Origin of the sequence: Streptomyces sp. NPDC088147 (assembly GCF_044741565.1) — a bacterium.
Lineage (GTDB): Bacteria > Actinomycetota > Actinomycetes > Streptomycetales > Streptomycetaceae > Streptomyces.
In genome coordinates, this window is the sequence record NZ_JBIUSY010000003.1 from 411,331 (window position 1) to 431,468 (window position 20,138).

Annotated in this window: 20 protein-coding genes; 12 read left to right on the forward strand and 8 right to left on the reverse strand. The window is 71.0% G+C overall.

Annotated features, from left to right (window positions below; translation table 11 throughout):
- Nucleotides 1-33: 33 nt before the first annotated feature.
- Nucleotides 34-717 (forward strand): TetR/AcrR family transcriptional regulator, encoded by a 684-nt coding sequence (locus ACIOGX_RS12625; RefSeq protein ID WP_401912594.1) that lies wholly within the window; start codon nt 34-36, stop codon nt 715-717.
- 20 nt (nt 718-737) lie between these two features.
- Here ACIOGX_RS12625 and ACIOGX_RS12630 read toward each other — a convergent pair whose 3' ends face one another.
- The 5 genes from ACIOGX_RS12630 to ACIOGX_RS12650 all read right to left on the reverse strand — a co-directional run bounded on the left by ACIOGX_RS12630 (nt 738) and on the right by ACIOGX_RS12650 (nt 6,925).
- Entirely contained in the window at nt 738-2,645 is a 1,908-nt protein-coding gene (locus ACIOGX_RS12630; protein ID WP_401913386.1) for an ABC transporter ATP-binding protein, read from the reverse strand.
- 305 nt (nt 2,646-2,950) lie between these two features.
- Nucleotides 2,951-3,391, reverse strand: coding sequence for a universal stress protein (locus ACIOGX_RS12635; RefSeq protein ID WP_356517770.1), 441 nt, complete (start codon nt 3,389-3,391; stop codon nt 2,951-2,953).
- Nucleotides 3,392-3,450: 59 nt separating this feature from the next.
- Nucleotides 3,451-4,152: an FMN reductase gene (locus tag ACIOGX_RS12640; protein WP_401764422.1), complete on the reverse strand. Its 702-nt coding sequence runs from the start codon at nt 4,150-4,152 to the stop codon at nt 3,451-3,453.
- 140 nt (nt 4,153-4,292) lie between these two features.
- Nucleotides 4,293-5,375 carry an LLM class flavin-dependent oxidoreductase gene (locus tag ACIOGX_RS12645; protein WP_356517814.1) on the reverse strand — a complete coding sequence of 361 codons (1,083 nt, stop codon included), beginning with the start codon at nt 5,373-5,375 and terminating at the stop codon, nt 4,293-4,295.
- 248 nt (nt 5,376-5,623) lie between these two features.
- Nucleotides 5,624-6,925 (reverse strand): serine hydrolase domain-containing protein, encoded by a 1,302-nt coding sequence (locus tag ACIOGX_RS12650; protein WP_401912597.1) that lies wholly within the window; start codon nt 6,923-6,925, stop codon nt 5,624-5,626.
- Between the two features lie 244 nt (nt 6,926-7,169).
- On the opposite strand from ACIOGX_RS12650, the gene ACIOGX_RS12655 reads away from it, so the two are divergent.
- Nucleotides 7,170-7,316 (forward strand): DUF6126 family protein, encoded by a 147-nt coding sequence (locus ACIOGX_RS12655; RefSeq protein WP_356517773.1) that lies wholly within the window; start codon nt 7,170-7,172, stop codon nt 7,314-7,316.
- Here ACIOGX_RS12655 and ACIOGX_RS12660 read toward each other — a convergent pair.
- Together ACIOGX_RS12660 and ACIOGX_RS12665 are read right to left on the reverse strand one after the other, a co-directional pair.
- Complete coding sequence (locus ACIOGX_RS12660; RefSeq protein WP_387017308.1) at nt 7,273-7,614, reverse strand: hypothetical protein; 342 nt, start codon at nt 7,612-7,614, stop codon at nt 7,273-7,275. The genes ACIOGX_RS12655 and ACIOGX_RS12660 overlap by 44 nt on opposite strands.
- Nucleotides 7,615-7,635: 21 nt before the next feature.
- Nucleotides 7,636-8,115, reverse strand: coding sequence for a DUF5994 family protein (locus tag ACIOGX_RS12665; RefSeq protein WP_401912601.1), 480 nt, complete (start codon nt 8,113-8,115; stop codon nt 7,636-7,638).
- A 251-nt stretch (nt 8,116-8,366) separates the two neighbouring features.
- Here ACIOGX_RS12665 and ACIOGX_RS12670 point away from each other — a divergent pair, with 251 nt between their 5' ends.
- The 8 genes from ACIOGX_RS12670 (at nt 8,367) to ACIOGX_RS12705 (ending at nt 17,289) form a co-directional block, all read left to right on the forward strand.
- Nucleotides 8,367-9,014, forward strand: coding sequence for a GNAT family N-acetyltransferase (locus tag ACIOGX_RS12670; protein WP_401912604.1), 648 nt, complete (start codon nt 8,367-8,369; stop codon nt 9,012-9,014).
- A gap of 175 nt (nt 9,015-9,189) precedes the next feature.
- A complete protein-coding gene (locus ACIOGX_RS12675) occupies nt 9,190-10,233 on the forward strand; it encodes a hypothetical protein (RefSeq protein ID WP_401912606.1) in 1,044 nt (347 codons plus the stop codon).
- A gap of 239 nt (nt 10,234-10,472) precedes the next feature.
- Nucleotides 10,473-10,664, forward strand: coding sequence for a hypothetical protein (locus ACIOGX_RS12680; RefSeq protein ID WP_356517781.1), 192 nt, complete (start codon nt 10,473-10,475; stop codon nt 10,662-10,664).
- A gap of 59 nt (nt 10,665-10,723) precedes the next feature.
- Entirely contained in the window at nt 10,724-12,178 is a 1,455-nt protein-coding gene (locus tag ACIOGX_RS12685) for a diaminobutyrate--2-oxoglutarate transaminase (RefSeq protein ID WP_401912609.1), read from the forward strand.
- Nucleotides 12,179-12,243: 65 nt separating this feature from the next.
- Complete coding sequence (locus ACIOGX_RS12690; RefSeq protein ID WP_401912612.1) at nt 12,244-14,061, forward strand: pyridoxal phosphate-dependent decarboxylase family protein; 1,818 nt, start codon at nt 12,244-12,246, stop codon at nt 14,059-14,061.
- Between the two features lie 187 nt (nt 14,062-14,248).
- A complete protein-coding gene (locus tag ACIOGX_RS12695) occupies nt 14,249-15,811 on the forward strand; it encodes a lysine N(6)-hydroxylase/L-ornithine N(5)-oxygenase family protein (RefSeq protein ID WP_401912614.1) in 1,563 nt (520 codons plus the stop codon).
- Between the two features lie 273 nt (nt 15,812-16,084).
- Nucleotides 16,085-16,672, forward strand: a complete 588-nt coding sequence (locus ACIOGX_RS12700) for a hypothetical protein (RefSeq protein WP_383969767.1) — start codon at nt 16,085-16,087, stop codon at nt 16,670-16,672.
- Nucleotides 16,669-17,289 (forward strand): S26 family signal peptidase, encoded by a 621-nt coding sequence (locus tag ACIOGX_RS12705; protein ID WP_401912618.1) that lies wholly within the window; start codon nt 16,669-16,671, stop codon nt 17,287-17,289. The genes ACIOGX_RS12700 and ACIOGX_RS12705 overlap by 4 nt, the downstream gene beginning before the upstream one ends.
- Nucleotides 17,290-17,298: 9 nt before the next feature.
- Here ACIOGX_RS12705 and ACIOGX_RS12710 read toward each other — a convergent pair whose 3' ends face one another.
- On the reverse strand, nt 17,299-18,285 hold the full coding sequence (locus ACIOGX_RS12710; RefSeq protein ID WP_401912621.1) for an ABC transporter substrate-binding protein: 987 nt from the start codon (nt 18,283-18,285) through the stop codon (nt 17,299-17,301).
- A 181-nt stretch (nt 18,286-18,466) separates the two neighbouring features.
- On the opposite strand from ACIOGX_RS12710, the gene ACIOGX_RS12715 reads away from it, so the two are divergent.
- Nucleotides 18,467-19,225, forward strand: coding sequence for an SDR family oxidoreductase (locus ACIOGX_RS12715; protein WP_383969776.1), 759 nt, complete (start codon nt 18,467-18,469; stop codon nt 19,223-19,225).
- 60 nt (nt 19,226-19,285) lie between these two features.
- On the forward strand, nt 19,286-20,074 hold the full coding sequence (locus ACIOGX_RS12720; protein WP_401912624.1) for a GPP34 family phosphoprotein: 789 nt from the start codon (nt 19,286-19,288) through the stop codon (nt 20,072-20,074).
- The last annotated feature ends 64 nt before the right edge of the window (nt 20,075-20,138 follow it).

Sequence of the window (20,138 nt, forward strand, 5' to 3'; positions counted from 1 at the left end):
GGAGCGCTCCACGCTTTCTTGGGAAGGGTGATCATGGGAGTCAGCGAGCGGAAACCGGCGGCGAAATCGGTGCCGCTGCGGCGCGACGCCCAGCGCAATCGGGAGTTGCTGATCGCCTCCGCCCGAGACGTGTTCGCCGAGCAGGGGCTCGACGCGTCGCTGGACGAGATCGCACGTCGCGCCGGCGTCGGCAACGCCACGCTGTACCGGCACTTCCCCGACCGGGCCGCGCTCATCGAGGCCGTCTTCCACGAGTCCCTCGGTGACACCCAGCGCGCCGGTGAGGAGGCGCGGCTGAGTGACGACGCGTGGGCCGGGCTCACGACGTATCTGTCGTCGATCTTCGCGGGGCTGGCCGCCGACCGCGGGGCCAACGACCTGATGACCACCGGCGTTCGGGGCGTGCCCTCGCTCGAAGCCCTCCATGCCGAGAACCGGGAGACCGTCGGCCTCCTCCTCGCGCGCGCCCAGCGGCAGGGCACGATGCGACGCGACATCACCACCGAGGACCTGCTCTTCAGCCTGGCCGCGCTCGGCCGCGCCGTGCCCGCCCTGACCACCACGGCCCCGGACGCCTGGCGCCGCTATCTCGCCCTCCTCCTCGACGGCCTGCGCGCGACCCCCGCCGTATCCGCCGCACCGCTTCCCGCACCACCCCTCACCCTCGATGAACTCGGCAGCGTCCTGCACGACTTGGGCCCGCACCGCGCCCGTTAGGTCCGTCCGTCGGATCCGCATCAGGTCGGGACGGTCGAGGCCGGGCTGTCGGCCGCGTACTGCGCCGCCTGGATCCGGTACAGGCCGCGGAACACCTTCGGGCCCTCGACCTCGTCCGACAGCAGTTCCGTGAAGGTGCCGCTCTCCACGACCCGTCCCTTGTCCAGGACATGGATCAGGTCGGCCGCCCGGACCGAGCCGAGCCGGTGCGTGATCAGGATGATCGTCTGGCCGGAGTCCGCTAGGCTGCGGATCTGCTCGAAGAGCTGCTGCTCGGCCTTGGCGTCGAGCGCCGAGGTCGGCTCGTCGACGATGAGGATCTGGCCGGCGCGGTAGTGCGCGCGGCCGAGGCCGATCCGCTGCCACTGCCCGCCGGACAGTTGATGCCCGCCCTTGTACCCCCGGGCCAGCAGCGTCTTCCAGCCGCGCGGCAGCTCGGCGATCAGCTCCTCGGCGCCCGCGTACCGTACGGCCTCGTCCCGCCGCTCCCGGCTCAACGGCACGTCGGGCCGTCCGATGCTGACGTTCACCGTGGCGGTGAAGGGCCACCGGTAGAAGTCCTGGCCCACCACCGCGACCCGCGAGACGAGTTCCCGCCGGTCCGCCTCCGCCGCGTCGACCCCGTCCCACAGGATGCGGCCGGAGTCCGGCTGGTAGAGCCCGCACAACAGCTTGACCAGCGTGGACTTGCCGCTGCCGTTCTCCCCCACCAGCGCGACGATCCGGCCCGCCGGGATGGTCAGGCTGGCGCCGTCGAGCGCGCGTTTGTTGTCCTTGCCCCGGTAGGTGAAGACGACGTCCTCGAAGGTGATCCGCTCCGGCTTCTCGGGCAGCGGAAGCCCGCCGACCGGTATCGCGCGCTCGACGGCCTCCTCGCACAGCCGGTGCAGATCCCCGACGAACAGGCTCTCCTCGTGCAGGGAGTTCACCTGGAGCACCAGGTTCTCCAGGCTGGAGGAGCCGGTGCGGATGGCGAGTACGGCGGTGCCGCCGACGGAGAGCGCCATCGCGCCGGTCCACAGCAGCCCGCCGAGCGTGGCGTACGCGGCGCCCGCCGCCAGCCCGGTCCATCCGGCGGCGATCAGCCCCGTACGGGCTTCGAGCCGGGCGAGCCTGCGCTGTTCCGCCTCCTGCGACCGCGACATCTCACGGAAGTGATGCAGCAGGAACGGCCCGACGTTGTGCACCCGTATCTCCGGCGCCGCGTCGGTGGAGATCAGCAGATGCCTGATCAGACTCCCCGCTCGTGAGTGCTGTACCCACGCCTGGAACGAGATGTACCGGCGCCGCGCCATCGTCAGGGCCGCCCAGGCGCTGGGCAGCGTCATGGCGATGAGCAGCGGCAGCAGCAGGGGATGCAGGACGGCGAGGACACCGGCCGCGGCGATCAGCGACATCAGCGCGTTGAGTACGTTCTGGCAGTACTGCACCATCCGCCGGGCCGAACTGGCGCCGTACTGGGCGCTGTCGAGGAGCTTGTGGAATTCGTCGTCCTCGACCGCCTCCAGCTCGACGTTGGCGGTGTGTGACAAGTACCGCTCGGTGGCGACCCGTTCGACCTTCGGCTCCAGCTGCCCCGTACCGGCCGTGGACAGGGCCCGTAGCACCGCGCCCGCCAGCGCCGTCCCACCGGCGACGGCGAGCGCCGGGCCGGCGTGGGTGAGCCGCTCGGCGGTGGTGCCGTCGCCCAGGAGATGTCCGAGCACGCGGTTCACGGCGATCAGCCCGACCGCCTGGCTGACCCCCCGGCCGATCTCCGCGCAGGTCACCAGGCGCAGGGCGGCCCTGTCCGCCTCCCACGCCAAGCGGGCCGTCGTACCGATCAGCCGCGGCAGCCGCCTGACCATGGACCGCAGGCCGAGCTGGAGGAAGGCGTCGTCGTGCTTGTTCCAGCCCATGTCGTACCGCAGCGGCCCGCCGAACAGCATCTCCTCGGACTCGGACGACTCCACCCGCTCCTCGGACTCCGTGCCCGCCGTGCCCGCCGTGCTCTCGGTGCCCGCCGTCTTGCGGGTGGTCTTGCGGGTGGTCTTGCGGGTGGTCTTGCGGGTGGTCTTGCGGGTGGTCTTGCTGGTGGTCTCACTGGTGGTACGGGGTCTCCGTCGCAATGCCATGGCTGTTCGATGCCCAGGCCGAAGGGCGGTCACGGCAGCGAACCCGACGTGAACGGGGCACACCCGGCGCACACCCACACCTCGCGCGCCGTACTCACCCGGAGGGAGCGGGGGTTTCGTCAATCCTCGGTGATCTCGCCCCGCACCACGACCACCGGGCACTTCGCGTGCTGCGTGACATGCAGGCTGACCGAGCCGAGCAGGGCCGCCTTGAAGCCGCTGTACCCGCGGTCTCCGACGACCAGGAGCGAAGCGCCCTCCGAGCTGTCCAGCAGGACCTGCGCGGCGGGACCGCTGACGACCCGGCGTTCGATCACGGCCGCGACATCCGCGTCCAGCGTCCTGTCCAGCGCCTCGTCCAGGATCTGCCAGGCCAGCTGCTCCGGTTCGAACTCCGGCGGCATTCCCGGCAGCATGCCCGCCCAGCCGGTGGCCGGGTACTCCCAGCCGATCACCGCGCCCACCTCGTCACCGGTCAGCTTCGCCTGCCGTACGGCCCAGCGCAGCGCCTTCAGTGAGGGCTCCGAGCCGTCGACGCCGACCACGATGGTGCCGCTCATGACGTTCCTCCTGCTGATCGACTTTTCGCTGTTGTCCTGCTTTTCCCTGTGGGGCAAACCTACTTAAGGTTCGCGAGGAGGCGCTCGAAGGGCACCACGTCGTCCACGTCGTCCACGTCGTCCGACTCGCGCGCCTCGCCCACCCCGGCGGTCTCGCCCGTATCGCCGCGCTCGCCCGGATCGTCGCGCTCGCCCACGTCTCCGTTCGTCGCGGGTGTCAGCCCCCGCAGCAGCCGGGCGAACTCGCCACCGGCCCGGTCGATCCGGGCCGACAGCCCGCCCGCGTACGCGTCGGCGCCCGCGCCCCAGTCGTCGGTCGCCGCGAAGACGGCCGTCGGGAGGGTGAGCGCGTGCAGATACGAGAAGAGCGGACGCATCGCGTGCTCCACCATGAGCGAGTGGCGCGCGGTGCCGCCGGTCGCGGCGAGCAGTACGGGCGTTCCGGCGAGCGCGTCCGGCTCGATCAGGTCGAAGAACGACTTGAACAGTCCGCTGTACGAGCCGGCGAAGACCGGGCTCACGACAATGAGCCCGTCCGCCCCGGTCACCGCCTTCAGCGCCGCGCTCAGCGCGGGCGCCGGGAAGCCGGTGACCAGGTGGTTCGCGATCTCGACGGCGAGATCGCGCAGTTCGACGACCTCGATCTCGGCCTTCCGGTCCCGGTCGGCCAGTTCACGGCTGGTCGCCTCCGCCAGCCGGTCGGCCAGCAGCCTGGTCGAGGACGGCTTGCTCAGCCCCGCCGATACGGCGACGAGCCGCAACAACGGCCCGGTACCGCTCGTACGCGTGACGCTGCTCGTACGCGCGGCGCTGCTCGTACGCGTCACCGTGGTCGCAGGCGTCACCGCGTTCGTACGCGTCACCGTGCTCGCAGGCGTGATGCCGCTCGTACGCTCCATCGTCAGACCTCCTTCTCCACCGACGTGACGGCGGCCGGGTGGACAGGACCGTCCGGGACCCCGGCCGGCCGCAGGGCCGCGAACTCCTTGCGCAGGACGGGGACGACCTCCTCGCCCAGCAGGTCCAGCTGTTCGAGCACGGTCTTCAGCGGCAGTCCCGCGTGGTCCATCAGGAACAGCTGGCGCTGGTAGTCGCCGAAGTAGTCACGGAAGGCCAGCGTCTTCTCGATGACCTCCTGTGGGCTGCCCACGACCAGCGGCGTCTGCTCCGTGAAGTCCTCCAGGGAGGGGCCGTGTCCGTAGACCGGCGCGTTGTCGAAGTACGGACGGAATTCCCGTACCGCGTCCTGCGAGTTCTTCCGGATGAACGCCTGGCCGCCCAGACCGACGATGGCCTGCTCCGGCGTGCCGTGCCCGTAGTGCGCGTACCGCTTCCGGTAGAGACGGATCAGCTTCTGGAAGTGCTCCTTGGGCCAGAAGATGTTGTTCGCGAAGAAGCCGTCTCCGTAGTAGGCGGCCTGCTCGGCGATCTCGGGGGAGCGGATCGAGCCGTGCCAGACGAACGGCGGGGTGCCGTCCAGCGGCCGGGGCGTCGAGGTGAAGCCCTGGAGCGGCGTACGGAACTTGCCTTCCCAGTCGACGACGTCCTCGCGCCACAACTTGTGGAGCAGGGCGTACTTCTCGATGGCGAGCGGGATGCCCTGGCGGATGTCCTCACCGAACCACGGATAGACCGGCCCGGTGTTGCCGCGCCCCATCATCAGATCGACGCGCCCGTCGGCCAGGTGCTGGAGCATCGCGAAGTCCTCCGCGATCTTCACCGGGTCGTTCGTGGTGATCAGCGTGGTGGACGTCGACAGGATGAGCCGCTCGGTGGTGGCCGCGATGTAGCCGAGCATGGTGGTGGGCGACGAGGGGACGAAGGGCGGGTTGTGGTGCTCGCCGGTGGCGAAGACGTCCAGTCCCACCTCCTCGGCCTTCCGCGCGATGGCGACCATCGCCTTGATCCGCTCGTGCTCGGTCGGGGTACGTCCGGTGGTCGGGTCGGACGTGACATCGCCGACGGAGAAGATCCCGAACTGCATCGCGCTCACCTCTCGCTCTCTCGAAGCCGGTATCGGGGGTATTAGTTGAAGCTTCAACTGAAGTCTACAACGGCACACCCCCGGCCTCTATTCCGCCCCCGCACAGCCGTGTGCCGCGCGCCGGAAGACGTCTCCGCGGGCGCGCGGCACACTCTGGACAGGTTCAGCTACCTGGAGTCACCTCCCGGAGGGAGAAAATCCCGGAGAGACGGAGCCCCAGCGGAAGAGGACCTCAGCGGAAGAGGACCTCAGCGGGACGGGAAGAGGGAGGGCGGCTGCGGCCGGGCGCTCTGTGGCTGCGGCGCGGGGATCCGGCCGCAGTACTCGGCCTCCACGACATTCGTGTAGAGCGACGGGTCCGGGAGCCAGTCGCCGTTGATGTTGAACGTCAGCTGGTGCGTACCGTCCTCCGTGCTGACCACCGCGGACAGCGAGCCGTTGGTGCGGCCCGTCTTGCCGGTCACCGTGACGCCGCAGGTGAGGGTGATGGATTCGACGCCGAGGCCGTACAGATAGCCGTCACTCGCCGGTACCGAGTCGAGCATGTCCCTCAGCTGGGCGGCGGGCAGCAGGTCGCCTCGCATCAGGGCGCGGTGGAAGCGGTTGATGTCGCCGACGGTCGAGATCAGATCGCCGGACGCGCCCAGCCAGGACATGTTCTGCTCGGTGGCGTCATGGATCTCGGCGTCGGGGGACTTGTCGTGCAAACGGGAGTAGCCGACCGGGTGCGGGGCCGGCATGCGGGGTGTGGCGCCCGGGAATGAGGTCTCGCGGAGTTTCAGCGGCTCGATGATGCGGCGCGTGGTCTCCTGGGCGTACGAACGGCCCGTGGCCTTCTCGATGACCATTCCGGCGAGGACGTAGTTGGTGTTCGAGTACCACGGCTCCTCGCCGGGTTGGTACTTCGGCGGGTACGTCATCGCGAGGGACACCAGGTCCTCGGGGCGGTGATTGTCGTACCGGTGGTCAAAGAAGTCGGCGCCGGACGAGTTGGCGGCGAACTCGGGATCGTCGGTGTGGTTGAAGAGGCCGCTGGTGTGGTTGAGCAGTTGCCGCAGGGTGATCCGGGCGCCGTCGTTGCCGTTGCCCCGCACCAGCCCCGGCAGCCACTTCTCCACCGTGTCGTCGAGGCTCAGCCTGCCCTCCGCCTCCAGCTGGAGGAGGACGGTGGCGATGAACGTCTTGGTGATGCTCGCCACCCGGAAGTGGTCACCGGCCGAGCGTTTCCGTCCCGTGTCGGTGTCCGCGAGGCCCGCCGCACCGAACCATCTCCCGTCGCCGTCGCGCACTTCGGCGCTCGCGCCGGGCAGGCCACCCGCTTCCACCAGCTGCCGCAGCGCGGTCTGTGTCGCCGCATGAGCCCGCCCCTGCACGGCGGACGCGTCGGATGCACCGGACGCACCGGACGCGGAGAGCGGCGCGAGGGGCGTGGCGGACGGCGGCAGCGGCGCGGCGGGCGGAGCCGCGTACGCGGGGGTGAGGGTGGCGGCCCCCAGCGAGGCGGTTATCGCCAGGGCGAGTAAGGCGGTACGTGCGGCTCGGCGCGTCATCGGTGCTGTCTCCCAGAGTGGCTCACGAAGTGGCGCACGGGGCGGGTCGTGCCCCAGTGATGGGAGTGACGTCACCTCGGACACCGAGGTTGACGCATCAGACCGAATTGGCACGTTTTAACGAATGGCGCGTTTTGAGGAGAGTCGGCAGTGATCGTGGGCCCGGTCGCCCCGTGCTGTCCGCTACGGCGTCCACCCGGTGCCTGCCGTCCGCCTACTCTGGGCCGGAGAGGGGAGGCCGACGGTGGGTGAAGAAGACAGCGGCCGCGATCTGGAGCGGTGGAAGGAGCGCGGGGTAGCCCTGCGCGTCTTCATCTACGTCTTCGCGACGCACGCCCTGGCCGGGTTCATCTGGCTGCTTTTCTACGTCGGCGATCACGCCCCGAAATGAGCCCGCTCAGCCGCTGAAGGCCATGGCTCCTGTGGCTCCTGGTCGTGGCCGTACCTGCGGCCGTACCCGCCCCCGCGCCCGTGTCCGTGCCGACGACATGCGCGCCTGGGGCGGCGGATTCGGTGGAGCCGGTGGATTCGGCGGAGTCCGTTCGGGTCGCGTTCGGGGGTTCCCAGAGGGAGCGGCCGAAGCTGTAGGTGGCGATGCGGTTCCTGTGCTGTCCGTTCACCAGGTGGATCACCATCACGCCCACGACGATCAGGCCCAGGATCACGACCACGCTGATCCAATTGTTCATGAGGCCCCGGCCTCCTCTCTCTCACTCTCCGTCTCGCTCACGCTCCGTCGCGATCAGCGCACTCGCGGACAGCACGCTGTCCGGACCGGCGGCCCGCGCCATCAGCCGGGCCGCCATGGCCGGCGACGTCTCCGGCGGGATCACCAGCAGATCCCAGCGCCCCGTGGAATAGGAGCGCAGGATCAGCTTGTGCGGATCCTGCTCCGCGAACCAGCCCACGTGGAGCATGCGGTCGGGCAGTTGGACCTTGCGCGGCACAGCCGCCCAGTGCGTGGGATTCACCAGGACGTTCGTGATCCGGCCCCACGGCAGGTCCATGGCGACCGCCAACGCGGGGAGTTCCCGCGCAAGATCACGGGACCGGGGCCACCAGACCCCGTCGAACGCCCCCGTGCCGTGAGCACCCGGGGCCAGAGTCAGCCGCGCGGGCTGTACGCGGTCTCCCGATGGTGCCGGGAGCTCTGTTGTCCCCGAGGTGTTGAGATCAATGGTCGTCTTCATGACGTGGACCCGCCTCCGGGTGCGTTGCCGTCTGCCCGGTGTTGTGGATCTCCGGGAACGGCACCGTCCTGGGAACGGGTGCGCGGAATGCCCTCGGCACCTCAAGCCTACTCCGGCGGGGGTGGGCGGCGCCCGTGAAACGGAGGGGGCGCCGGGGGCGGAGCGCCTTGCGACCAGGTATTCCCGTGGTGGTCCTCCCCCTGCGACGATGGACACCGACGTACCGGCCGGGGGGAGTGCATGTGGCAGAGGTGTTCATTCGGCGCCTGAGCCGGTGGCAGGCCGAACAGCAGCGGGAAGCCGTCGCCGATGTGTACGTCGAGGCGTACCGCCGTGTCCACGGCGACGAGTCGCCCGACCGGCAGGCGTTCCTGGAGACCTTCGCCGAGGATGTGCAGCGGCCCGGGTTCGACATGGTCGTGGCCAGTGGGGGGAACAAGCCCGCGGCGTACGCGTACGGGTTCGTCCTGGACCGGGCCGGGGAGTGGTGGCGCGCGCTGAGCGGCGAGGTGCCGTGGGACTGGGACATCGAGGAACTGACCGTGTCGGGACAGGTCTTCGCCCTCGCCGGGCTGATGGTCCTGCCGGCGCACCGGCGGGACGGGGTGGCCACGCGGCTGGTCGAGCAGCTGCTGATCCGGACGGACGCGGCGCTGGTGGCCGCACGGGTCGACCCGGCGAACGAGGCCGCCGTGGCGGCGCTCCGGTCCTGGGGCTGGACGAAGGTCGGCGCGGTCGCGCCGCCGGTCGCCTCGCCGGAAAGAGCCGCGGACGGGGCCGTGGACGGAGCTATGGACGGGGCCTCGGACGGGGCGGCGCCGGCCGTACCCTTCACCGCCGTACCCGTCGTCGGTTCCGGTACGGCCACGGACATCTGGAGCCGCATGCTCACCTCGTGACGGGGCCGACGTGACCAGGCGGACGCCAGAGGGCCGACGCGACAGGTGCACGCGACCATGCCGACGTGACCATGCCGACGTGACCGGGCCGGATTGTCCATGCCCGAGCCGAATTGTCATCGAGGTTTAACGCGGGACACATTCTGGACACAGCCGGGCTTTCTAGCCTCACGCCATGTCCCGCCACATGTCCCGCCACCGATCCCCGCGCGCGGCCCGCGGTTCCCTGTGGAGCCGCCGGGCCGCGTACCCCGCGCTCGTCGCCGCGGCCGTTGTCGTGCTCCTGGCCGTCTGGGTGGCCATGGACCTGCCGCCGCTGTCCGACGGCGGCTCGAACGCCACAACGCGGTCCGGTGCTCCGGGCTGGTCGGCGACGCCTGGCGCCCCGGCCGCTCCGTCTCCCTCCGCCCCCTCTCCCTCCGCCTCACCTCTCCCGACCGCCTCACCCTCCGCCGATCCTGATCAGGCGCTCTCCGAGCGGCTCGCCCCGATCCTGAAGGCCACGACGGCCTCTCTCTCCGTGGCGGTGCTCGACGTGGAGGACGGGGACGGCGCGGACTACGGCGTACGGTCCGGGACGGAGACATACGACACGGCCAGCATCGTGAAGGTCGACATCCTGGCGGCCCTGCTGCTGAAGGCACAGGACCAGGGCCGGGTGCTCACCACACAGGAGAAGTCGTACGCGACCTCGATGATCCAGGTGAGCGACAACGCCTCGGCCGACGCCCTGTGGCAGGCGATCGGCGGCGCGGACGGTCTGGACGCGGCGAACGAGCGGCTCGGTCTGACCTCGACGACCGGCGGCAGCGGGCCCCTGTGGGGGCTGACACAGTCCACGGCGGCGGACCAGATCGCCCTCCTCTCCGCCGTGTTCGGCATCGACTCCCGTTCCCCGCTGGGCTCGGGCTCACGGACGTACATCCAGGGCCTGATGGGCGGGATATCGGCGGGCCAGGACTGGGGGGTGTCGGCCGCCGGGGTGGCGACGGGGCTGAAGAACGGGTGGCTGGCGCGGAGCGCGACCGGACTGTGGGACATCAACAGCATCGGCCGGATCGTGGCGGACGGGCACGGCTATCTGGTGGCGGTGCTGTCGAGCGGCAGCGTCAGCAAGGAGGCCGGAATCTCGCTGGTGGAGAAGGCGGCGAAGACGGCGGTGGCGGTATCGGCCGCCGGGGATGCCGGGGACACCGAGGACGACGGGGACGCCACGTAGCAGGCGTCAGGGCCAACTTGCACGCCCACAGGAAGTCATTAGGTTAGGCTCGCCTAAGTCTTTGCCTGTGCCAGGTCTGACCGTGCACCGCTCTGCGCCGCCTGACGATGTATCGGCATCCCGGAGCCGGCGCATTCCCGTACGCAGCAAGCTGGTTGGCATGTGCCCCGACCAGTTCCGCCCCGCACCACCGCCCCGCACCACCATCCCCCACACCCCACCCCGAGGTAGAGCAGGCCGTGCCCGCCCAGTTACCACCCTCCGCCGCCGGTGAACCGCGTACCCCCGAGGACACCCTTCCGCGCGATGTCCTGATCGACCGGGTACGTGCGGGCGACTTGATCGTTTTCTCTTACGCGGGCTCCTACGGACGGGAGTTCGCCGTGCACTCCTTCCTCGGCCACCCCGCCGCCGGGCACTGTCTGCCCTGAGCACTCCGACTCTGTGCACTCCGACTCTGTCGTTCTTTCCCTTACTCCGGAGCCGCGTCATGACCGTGCCCCCCATCGCCCTGCCCACGAGCGGGCGGCCCGCCACCGCCACCGCCGCCACCCCCGCGACCGCGACCGCCGATGGCACCGCCACTGCCACCGCCGAGGGCATCCTGCGGCGTCAGCGCGCCAGGGAGTCCTCGGCCCGCACCTACGCCCGTTCGTTCCCGATCGTCCCGGCCCGCGCCAAAGGCATGACGATCGAGGGGACGGACGGCCGCCGTTATCTCGACTGCCTGTCCGGCGCGGGAACCCTCGCGCTCGGCCACAACCACCCCGTCGTCCTGGAGGCCATCCAGCGCACGGTGGAGAGCGGGGCGCCCCTGCACGTCCTCGATCTGGCGACCCCGGAGAAGGACGACTTCACCGACGCGCTCTTCGCCACTCTGCCGAAAGCCTTCGCGGACCGCGCCAGGATCCACTTCTGCGGGCCCGCCGGTACGGACGCCGTCGAGGCGGCGCTGAAGCTGATGCAGACCGCGACCGGCCGGCGCGGCGTGCTCGCGTTCACCGGCGCGTACCACGGCATGACCGCGGGCGCGCTGTCGGCGACCGGCAGTGTCGCGGTCAGGGAGCGGGTCGCGGGCGGCGGGGCCGAGGTGACCCGGCTGCCGTATCCGTACCCGTACCGCTGCCCGTTCGGGGTCGGCGGCGAGCGCGGCGCCGAGCTGGCCGCCACGTTCACCGAACGGCTGCTGGACGATCCGTCCGGCGGTGTCGTACCGCCCGCCGCCATGATCCTCGAAGCGGTGCAGGGCGAGGGCGGCGCGGTGCCGGCGCCGGACGGCTGGCTGCGGGAGATGCGACGGATCACCGGCGAGCGGCGGATCCCGCTGATCGTGGACGAGGTGCAGACGGGGGTCGGGCGTACGGGCGCGTTCTGGGCGGTTGAGCACAGCGGGATCGTCCCGGACGCGATGGTCATGTCGAAGGCGATCGGCGGGAGTCTGCCGCTGGCCGTCATCGTGTACGACCAGGACTACGACGGCTGGCTGCCCGGCGCGCATACCGGGACGTTCCGTGGCAACACCCTGGCCATGGCCACGGGTGCGGCGACACTGCGGTATGTGGCCGCCGAGGGGCTGACCGAGCGCGCGGCGGTCGTCGGTGCCCGGATGACCGCGCGGCTGGAGGGGCTGCGCTCCGAACTGCCGGTGATCGGTGACGTCCGGGGCCGTGGGCTGATGATCGGGGTCGAGATCGTGGACCCCGAGGGGGAGTTGGACGCGTGCGGCGCTCATCCGGTCGCCCCGGAGATGGCGGAGCGGGTGCGTGCCGCCTGCCTGGAGCGCGGGCTGATCGTGGAACTGGGCGGGCGCCACAGCTCCACCGTCCGGCTCCTGCCGCCGCTCGTCATCACGGACGAGCAGACGGAAGCGGTCCTGGAGCGGCTGGCGGACGCGATCGCCGACGTGTCGGGGCGGCGGCGGGGCCGGCAGCGGGGACAGCGCTGATGAGGACGGAAACGGAAACCGAACCGGAAACGGGAACGGGAACGGGAACGGGGATGGAGACGGCGATGGAGACGGCGATGGATGCGGGGACGGGAGCGGGAACGGGAACGGGAGCGGTGACGGACGCCGGGGCGCGGGCAGTAGCGGTTGTCGTGCCGGAGGCAGCCACGGGCCTGGTGACTCAGGCGTCACCGGAACCCGCCCTGGATCCCGAACCGGCCCCGGAACCGGATCCGGCCCCCAAGCACACCACCCCCGAGCCCACCCCCCACCCCGACCGCGCCCACGTCACCGCGCTGTCCGGCGGGACCGGCGGCGCCCACGCGCTGGCGCCGCTCGTGGACACGGTCATGGACGCCCTCGCCCGGGGCGCCCGGCGGCGCGGCGGGCCCATCGCGCCCGGCCGGCCGGGGCAGGTCGCGGCCACCGTCAGCGAGGTGTTCGGCGGTCCCGCCGCCGTCACCGGCGCCGAGGCGCTCGACCGGCTCACCGAACTCCTCGCACACGGCAGCGCCGACCCGGCGGACGCCTCCTGCGCCGCCCATCTGCACTGCCCGCCCCTCGCCGTCGCCGTCGCCGCCGACCTCGCGGTCTCGGCCCTCAACCCGTCCCAGGACTCCTGGGACCAGGCGCCCGCCGCCACCGCTCTGGAGACCCTGCTGCTCCAGGAGTTGGCCGGGCTGGTCGGGTACGAGCCCGAGCAGGCCGCCGGGGTGCTCACCTCCGGTGGTACGGAGTCCAATCTGATGGGCCTGATGCTGGCCAGGGACCGGGTCCTCGGCGCGGCGTCGGGCCGGCAGATCGAGCTGACGGGCGTCCCGGGCGTCCCGGGCGCCGGAACGGACCACGCGCCCGCGCCCGCTCCCGCTCCCGGCCCCAGCCACGGCCCGCGCCCGCAGCCCCGTCCCCCTTCCCGTCCCCGTATCCTCGCGTCCGCCGCCGCGCACTTCTCCGTACAGCGCGCCGCCGCCCTGCTCGGGCTCGGTGAGGACGCGGTGCTGCCCGTCCCGGTCGACCATCAACTCCGGATGGATACGGAGGCGTTGGCCACCGCACTGGACGGCTGCGCCGCGCGCGGGGAGCTGCCGGTCGCGGTGGTCGCCACCGCCGGTACCACCGACACCGGCGCCATCGACCCGCTGCGCGCCTGCGCGGCGCTCGCCGCCGAGCACGGTGCCTGGCTGCACGTGGACGCCGCGTACGGGGGCGGCGCCCTGCTCTCCGACCGGCTCGCGCCGCTCCTGGACGGCCTCGGCCTCGCCGACTCCGTCTCGCTCGACTGGCACAAGCTGGGCTGGCAGCCGGCCGCGGCGGGCGTCTTCCTGGTGCGGCGGTCGGAGACGTACGCCTCGCTCGCGCGCCGGGCCGTCTATCTCAACCCGGCCGACGACGAGGAGGCCGGTTACCCGAGCCTGCTCGGGCTCTCGCTGCGTACGACACGCCGCGCCGACGCCTTCAAGATCGCGGTCACCCTGCGGACGCTGGGCAGGGAGGGGCTGGGCCGGCTCGTCGACGCGTGCCGCGATCTGGCCGTGGCGGGAGCGCGGGCGGTCGCGGACCATCCACGGCTGGAACTGCACTCCGAACCGGTACTGACGGCCTTCCTGTTCCGCTATCTGCCCGAGCGTCAGGCGGATACGACCGATACGGCGGAGGCCCGGCGCGAGTACGACGCGCGCTGCGACGCGGTCAACGCCGCCCTCCGGCGCAGGCTCCTGCGCGAGGGCAGCGCCGTCGTGGGCCGTACCGAACTCCCCGGCGAGGGGCCCGGACGCGTACGGCTCAAGCTCACCCTGCTCAACCCGCACACCACCACCGCCGAGGTGGAGCGGCTGCTGCACGCCGTCGTGGCGGCGGGGCGCGCGGAGGAGGAGGCGCGATGACCGTAAGGACGGCCGCCGCGTCCCGCACCCGCGGCTGCACGCGCACCCGTACCCGAACCCGAACCCGCACCCGCGTGGCCCGCTGTCCGACGTGCGTGGACGGGTTCGACAGACTCGTCTGCGACGTCCACACCCAGTCCCGGTCCGTTTGTAACGACCTTCCCAACCCCCTCGCGGAGGCTCAGCGGTGACGACCGACCCCATGCACGCGGACGCATACGAGCACGGCCCGGAACACGGCCCGGAACACAGCCCCGAACACGGCCCCGAGTACGAGATATACGACCTGGTCGGCGTCGGCATCGGGCCGTTCAATCTCTCGCTGGCCGCTCTCGCCGACGGCACTCCGGGCCTCCGTACGCTCTTCCTCGACGCGAAGCCCGCCTTCTCCTGGCATCCGGGGCTGCTGATGGAGGGAACGGTTCTCCAAGTACCGTTCCTCGCCGACCTGGTGACCATGGCGGACCCGACCAGCCCCTGGTCGTACCTCAACTACCTGCGGGAACACGACCGGATGTTCCCGTTCTTCTTCTCCGAGCGCTTCCACATACCCCGCCGCGAGTACGACCACTACTGCCGCTGGGTCGCCGAACACCTGCCGTCCTGCCGCTTCGACGCGCGCGTCACGGAGGTGGAGTGGGACGAGCGCCACGAGGCGTTCGCCGTCACCCACCGCTCGGCCGACGGCGCGGTCTCGCGCGTAAGGGCCCGGCAGATCGTGCTGGGCGTCGGGACGAACCCGGTCGTCCCCGAGCCGCTGCGCCCGTTGCTCACGCCCGCGCGCGCGGGGCGCGTGCTGCACAGCGCCGACTACCGGACCCACCGGGCGCGGCTGGCCGGCCTCGACGATGTCACGGTCGTCGGGGCGGGCCAGTCCGGCGCCGAGGTCGCCCTCGATCTCCTGCGCCACCAGGACGGTTCCGGCGCGGGCGGCCCGTACGTCCGGTGGCTGGCACGTACCCCCGCCTTCGCGCCGATGGAGTACTCCAAGATCGGACTTGAGCACTTCACGCCCGACTACATCCGGTACTTCCGCGCCCTGCCCGAGGAGCGGCGCGAGGAACTGGTGCGCGCGCAGTGGCAGTTGTACAAGGGCGTCAGCGAGGAGACCCTAGCCGAGATCCACGACGAGCTGTACGAGCGGACCATCGGCGGTACGGAGCCGCGCGCGGCTCTGCACCCGGGCGTCGTGCTCGTCGCGGCGGAGCCCGAGCGAGCTGACGCCGACGCCGACGCCGACACTGACATCGGCACCCGCACCGGCACCAGCACCCGCACCCGCACCCGCACCAGCACCGGCACCGGCACCAGCGAGGGCGAGGGCGAGGGCGGGGGCGAGGGCGGGGGCTACCTGCTGACCTGCCGCCACACGGAGCAGGACGCGCTGTTCGAGGTGCGTACGTCGGCGATCGTGGCGGCCACGGGATACGCGGCGACGCGCCCGGCCTTCCTGGACACCATGGCGAAGCTCGTCGACTGGGACGAGCAGGGCCGCTACCGGATCGACGGGGACTACCGGGTCGCGCTCGACGCGAGCGTGTCCGGCGCGCTGTACGTGCAGAACGCGGAGCTGCACACGCACGGCGTCGGGGCCCCCGACCTCACGCTCGGCGCGTGGCGGGCGGCGACGATACTCAACGCGGTCGCGGGGAGGACGGTGCTGCGGGTGCCGGAGCGCGCGGCGTGGACGACGTTCGGGGCGCCTGGGGCGCGGGTGCCGGAGGCCGGGGCTCCGGTCGTATGGCCATGAGGGCGGTCACGCCCGGAAAGCTGCTGGTCGGCCGCCGTGGACCGCGTCGCCTCGTTCGGCCGACAGCGGTCGCTGGTGGTCATCAGCCGCGATGTCATGACAGTGCGACCCGCGCTCGGAGCGGATGTGAGGCGGCGTTTCCGGTTCCCGACCCTCCTCAGGGAAATCGAGCCCGCGTCCGACCCGGGTTGTGACACGGAGCGGCGCCGCCACAGGAGACAGGAGGAGGAGACAATATGCACCAAAAGTGATGGAACTGATCGGAGTGGGTAGATGGCGCGTCCCTGGCTGAACGTGCTGGCACAGGTGGTGCCTGTTCCTCTCGGATTACTGCTCAGCGGTGCTCTGGTCTGGGGCGCCACCAACGCCGACTGGAGTGGGACCAGCAGCAACAGCGGCAACACCTGGACCGCCAGCTCGGCGGGGCTGGCCAACGACAGCAAGGCGCCCATGTTCGACATCGACAAGATGCGCCCCGGCGACACGGGCTCCAACTGCATCAAGATCAAGTCGAACGCCGACGTCCCCACCGCGCTCAAGATGTACACCAGCTCACAGAACTGGCCCAACAACTACCAATCCTTCATCGACCTCGACATCGATGTGGGCAGCGGCGGCACCTTCGGGGACTGCGACGGCTTCACCCGGCACAGGACCGTGTACGACGGCAGTCTGGACCAGCTCGTCGCCCTGCACACCGACTTCCGCACCGGCGTGGGTCCCTGGCACCTGTCCGGCAAGCCGCCCAACTCGCTGAGCTTCCGCTTCTCGTGGAAGTTCAGCCCGAGCGCGCCCAACAGCGCGCAGGCCGGGAACACCAACGAAGTGATCTTCACCTGGGAAGCACGGGAACACACGTGACGCTCCCGCGTGGCCTGGCCGCCGACGCGCTCCTCCGGCCCACCGCCCAGAGCGCCCCGCACCCGATCCGCGTGATCACCTCGGTCATCTCACGTACCGTGCTCGGCTCGATGATCGGGCTGCTGGTGTGGGCGCACTTCCCCGTGCTGGCGCTGGGCTGGACAGCGGGCGTGGTGCAGTCCGGCTCCATGCGTCCCGCCCTCGCGCCGGGCGACGTCGTCCTCTACCAGCCACCACAGCGCGACCGCACACCGGCGGTGGGCCAGATCGTGCTGGCCCAGGACCCCACACGACCCAGCCGTCTGCTCACCCATCGGGTCCACCAGGTGCTTCCCAACGGCGATCTGATCACCAAAGGTGACGCCAACTCCACAGCGGACTCCACCCCGGTCCGGCCCACGGCGCTCCAAGGCGTAGCACGATTGCGCGTGCCCGGGATCGGACTGCCGGTCCAGCTCTGGCGCGCCGAGCGGCCCGTGCCCGCGACGATGATGATGCTCGGACTCGCCATTCTGCTCGCGCTCGCCGCGCTGCCGCTGCACCCCCGCAACCACAGCCACAGCCACAGCCACAACCAGAATCAGAATCAGAATCAGAACCACAGCCGATACACATAGCCCCGGTGGCTAGGACGCGGCGGCGGCGAAGCTCTTCTCCATCGCGTCCAGCACCCGGCCCGCGCCGGTGTAACCGATGCCGAGCATCCACAGGTTGTCGTCGACCTTGAAGGCCGTGCCCTTCTTCACCGCGTCCAGGTTCTTCCAGAGCGGACCGCCGATGGTGTCGGTCTCCTTGGCCTTCTTCGCGTCGCCGTAGGTGGAGTAGAAGATGACGTCGGCGTTGGCCTTGTCGATCTGCTCGGGGCTGACGTCGACCGAGAAGCCGGTGGTGTCCTGGTTGGCGGGGCGGCCGACCTGGAGATCCTTGAAGAGGGAGCCGACGAAGGTGTCGTTCAGGTAGAGCCGGGTGTCCGCGCCCTCCACGAACCGTACGAAGCCGACCTTCGTCCGCTTCGCCTTCGCGGCGCCGCCGAGCGCGTCGGTCAGCCGCTTGACGTGCGCGTCGTAGTCGGCGACGACCTTCTTCGCCTCGTTCTTCCTGCCCAGGGCGTCCGCGTGCAGGTCGAAGTTCTCGCGCCAGGTCGGCCCGGTGGTGTCGGAGAAGACGGTGGGGGCGATCGCCGAGAGGGCCTGGTAGTTCTTCTCGTCGCGGACCTTGCTGCTCAGGATCAGGTCCGGCTTGAGCGCGGCGATGGCTTCGAGGTTCGGTTCGGCGATCAGGCCGACGGGCTGGATGCCCTTGAGCTTGTCCTCGGGGAGGTACGTGGAGAAGGGGGCCTTGTCGACGACGGTGGTGGCGCCGACCGGTGTGATGCCGAGCGTGACGGCCGAGTCGAGCGCGTCCGTGTCCAGTACGACGACCCGCTCCGGCGCGTCGCCGACCTTCACCTCGCCCATGACCGTCGTGACGGTGTGCGTACCGGTACCGCCGTCCGCAGCCTTGCCGCCCTTGTCCGCGGCCTTGTCGTCGCCGCCGCATCCGGCGAGCGTGACGGCGAGCGCGGTGGCCGCGGCGGCCACGGTGATACGGCGACGGGTGAACGTACTGGACACGGTGGGGCCCCCTGACGACAGGCCGGACTCTTCCGGACCTAAATAAGGCGAACCTAACCTTTGTTCCCTCCGGGCAACAACTCACCCGGCCGTTCAAGGTGCGACGTGGCAGGAAAAGAGCGACCGTACAGAGAGGACGACCGTACAGAGAGGGCGTACGGGGAGGCGGAGAGGAAGAATCATGAGCACCGCGGCATCTGTCTCTCCCGTCCACCGCGACCCCGCCCTGCTCGGGCAGACCGTTGTCGTCATCGGCGGGAGCGCGGGCATCGGGCTCGCGACGGCCATGCACGCCCGCGCCGAAGGTGCCGACGTGATTCTGACCGGCCGGGACCCCGAGCGGCTACGGCGGGCGGCGACGGACACCGACGCGCTCAGCACCGCGGCGTTCGACGCGAACGACCCGGCGCAGCTGAAGCGGTTCTTCCAGGAACTGCCGGAGTGGATCGACCATGTGATGGTCACGGCCGGGCATCCGGCCTACGGGCGGCTCCTCGACATGGACCGGGATCAGGCCCGCCGGGCGGCGAGCGACCACATGCTGCTGCCGCTCGACGTCGCCCGCCTCGCCGTCGGACGAGTGCGGCCCGGTGGCTCGCTGCTGCACATGGGCGGCACCGGCGCCCGGCGGATCCGTCCCGGCCTCGGGTTCGCACCCGCGGTCACCGCCGCGCTGCCCGTGCTCACGGCGAGCCTCGCACTGGAGCTGGCGCCGATCCGCGTCAATCTCATCGCGGCCGGGTTCGTCGACACACCGTTGTCCGCGGGGCTCCTGGGCGAGGGACTCGACGCCCGCCGCGAGGAGTTGCGGAACACCCTCCCGATCGGCCGCGTGGTCGGACCGGCCGATGTCGCGGCGCTCGCCGTCCATATCATGACCAACACGGCACTTACGGGCGCGACGTACGACATCGATGGTGGGCAGCAGTTCGTTGGCTGAGACTGGCGGGGAGCAGAAGCCCCGACCCTGTCTCCCGATGCCAGTGAGGTGGAGCCCTCTATGACCACAGCCCGGGACTTGATGATCACCGCTATGGACGTGACGCCCGATCCCCCGGCGGCGGGTGAGCTGTCGCTCGCGCTGGCGGGAGCCGAGCTGATCGACCTCCTGGCGGCCGAGGCCATCCGGCTGGACGGCGACCGGATCGTGCCCGGCCACCGGCCGGCCATCGCCGATCGCCTGCTGGACCAGGCCGCGGAGTCGCTCGCACGGGAAGCGCCGTACGAGACGGTCGCCGACTGGCTGTGGCGCCGGGGGCTGGGCCTGGCCCCGGCCTATCTGTCGGCCCTGGAGACGGACGGACAACTGACGCGCCGGCGTCGCGGACTGCTGCCTTTCCGGACCGGCCGGACGGCGCTGGTCGACACGCCCGATCGCCGCCTGGCGGGGGACCGCTGGGCAGCGAACGAACCGGTCCTCGTGGCCCTCGCGACGGCCGTGGGGATCGGCGACGCGGAACCGGACGAGGCACCGGACACCGGGACACAGGACACGGCGGCGCCGGACACCGAGACTCCCGACACCGAGACACCGGGCAACGAGACACCGGGCAACGAGGCGACTCCCGGCGACGAGGCGACTCCGGACAACGAGGCACCGGATACGACAGCGCCGGGCACGGCGGCGCCGGGCACAGCGGTAGCGGATACCGAGACACCGGACACCGCCGACGACGCGGTCGAGACCGTACTCGTCGCGGTCAATGAGGCGTTGCTGGAGCTGGAGGCCGTACGGCAGCGGCGGTCCATTGAGCAGGACGCCTTCGACAACGTCTGGCGAGGCTACTGACGAGGCGGCACACGCGGCACTCGGTGCGGGGACGGCGGGAGAACTCTCCGGTCGTCCCCTCCCG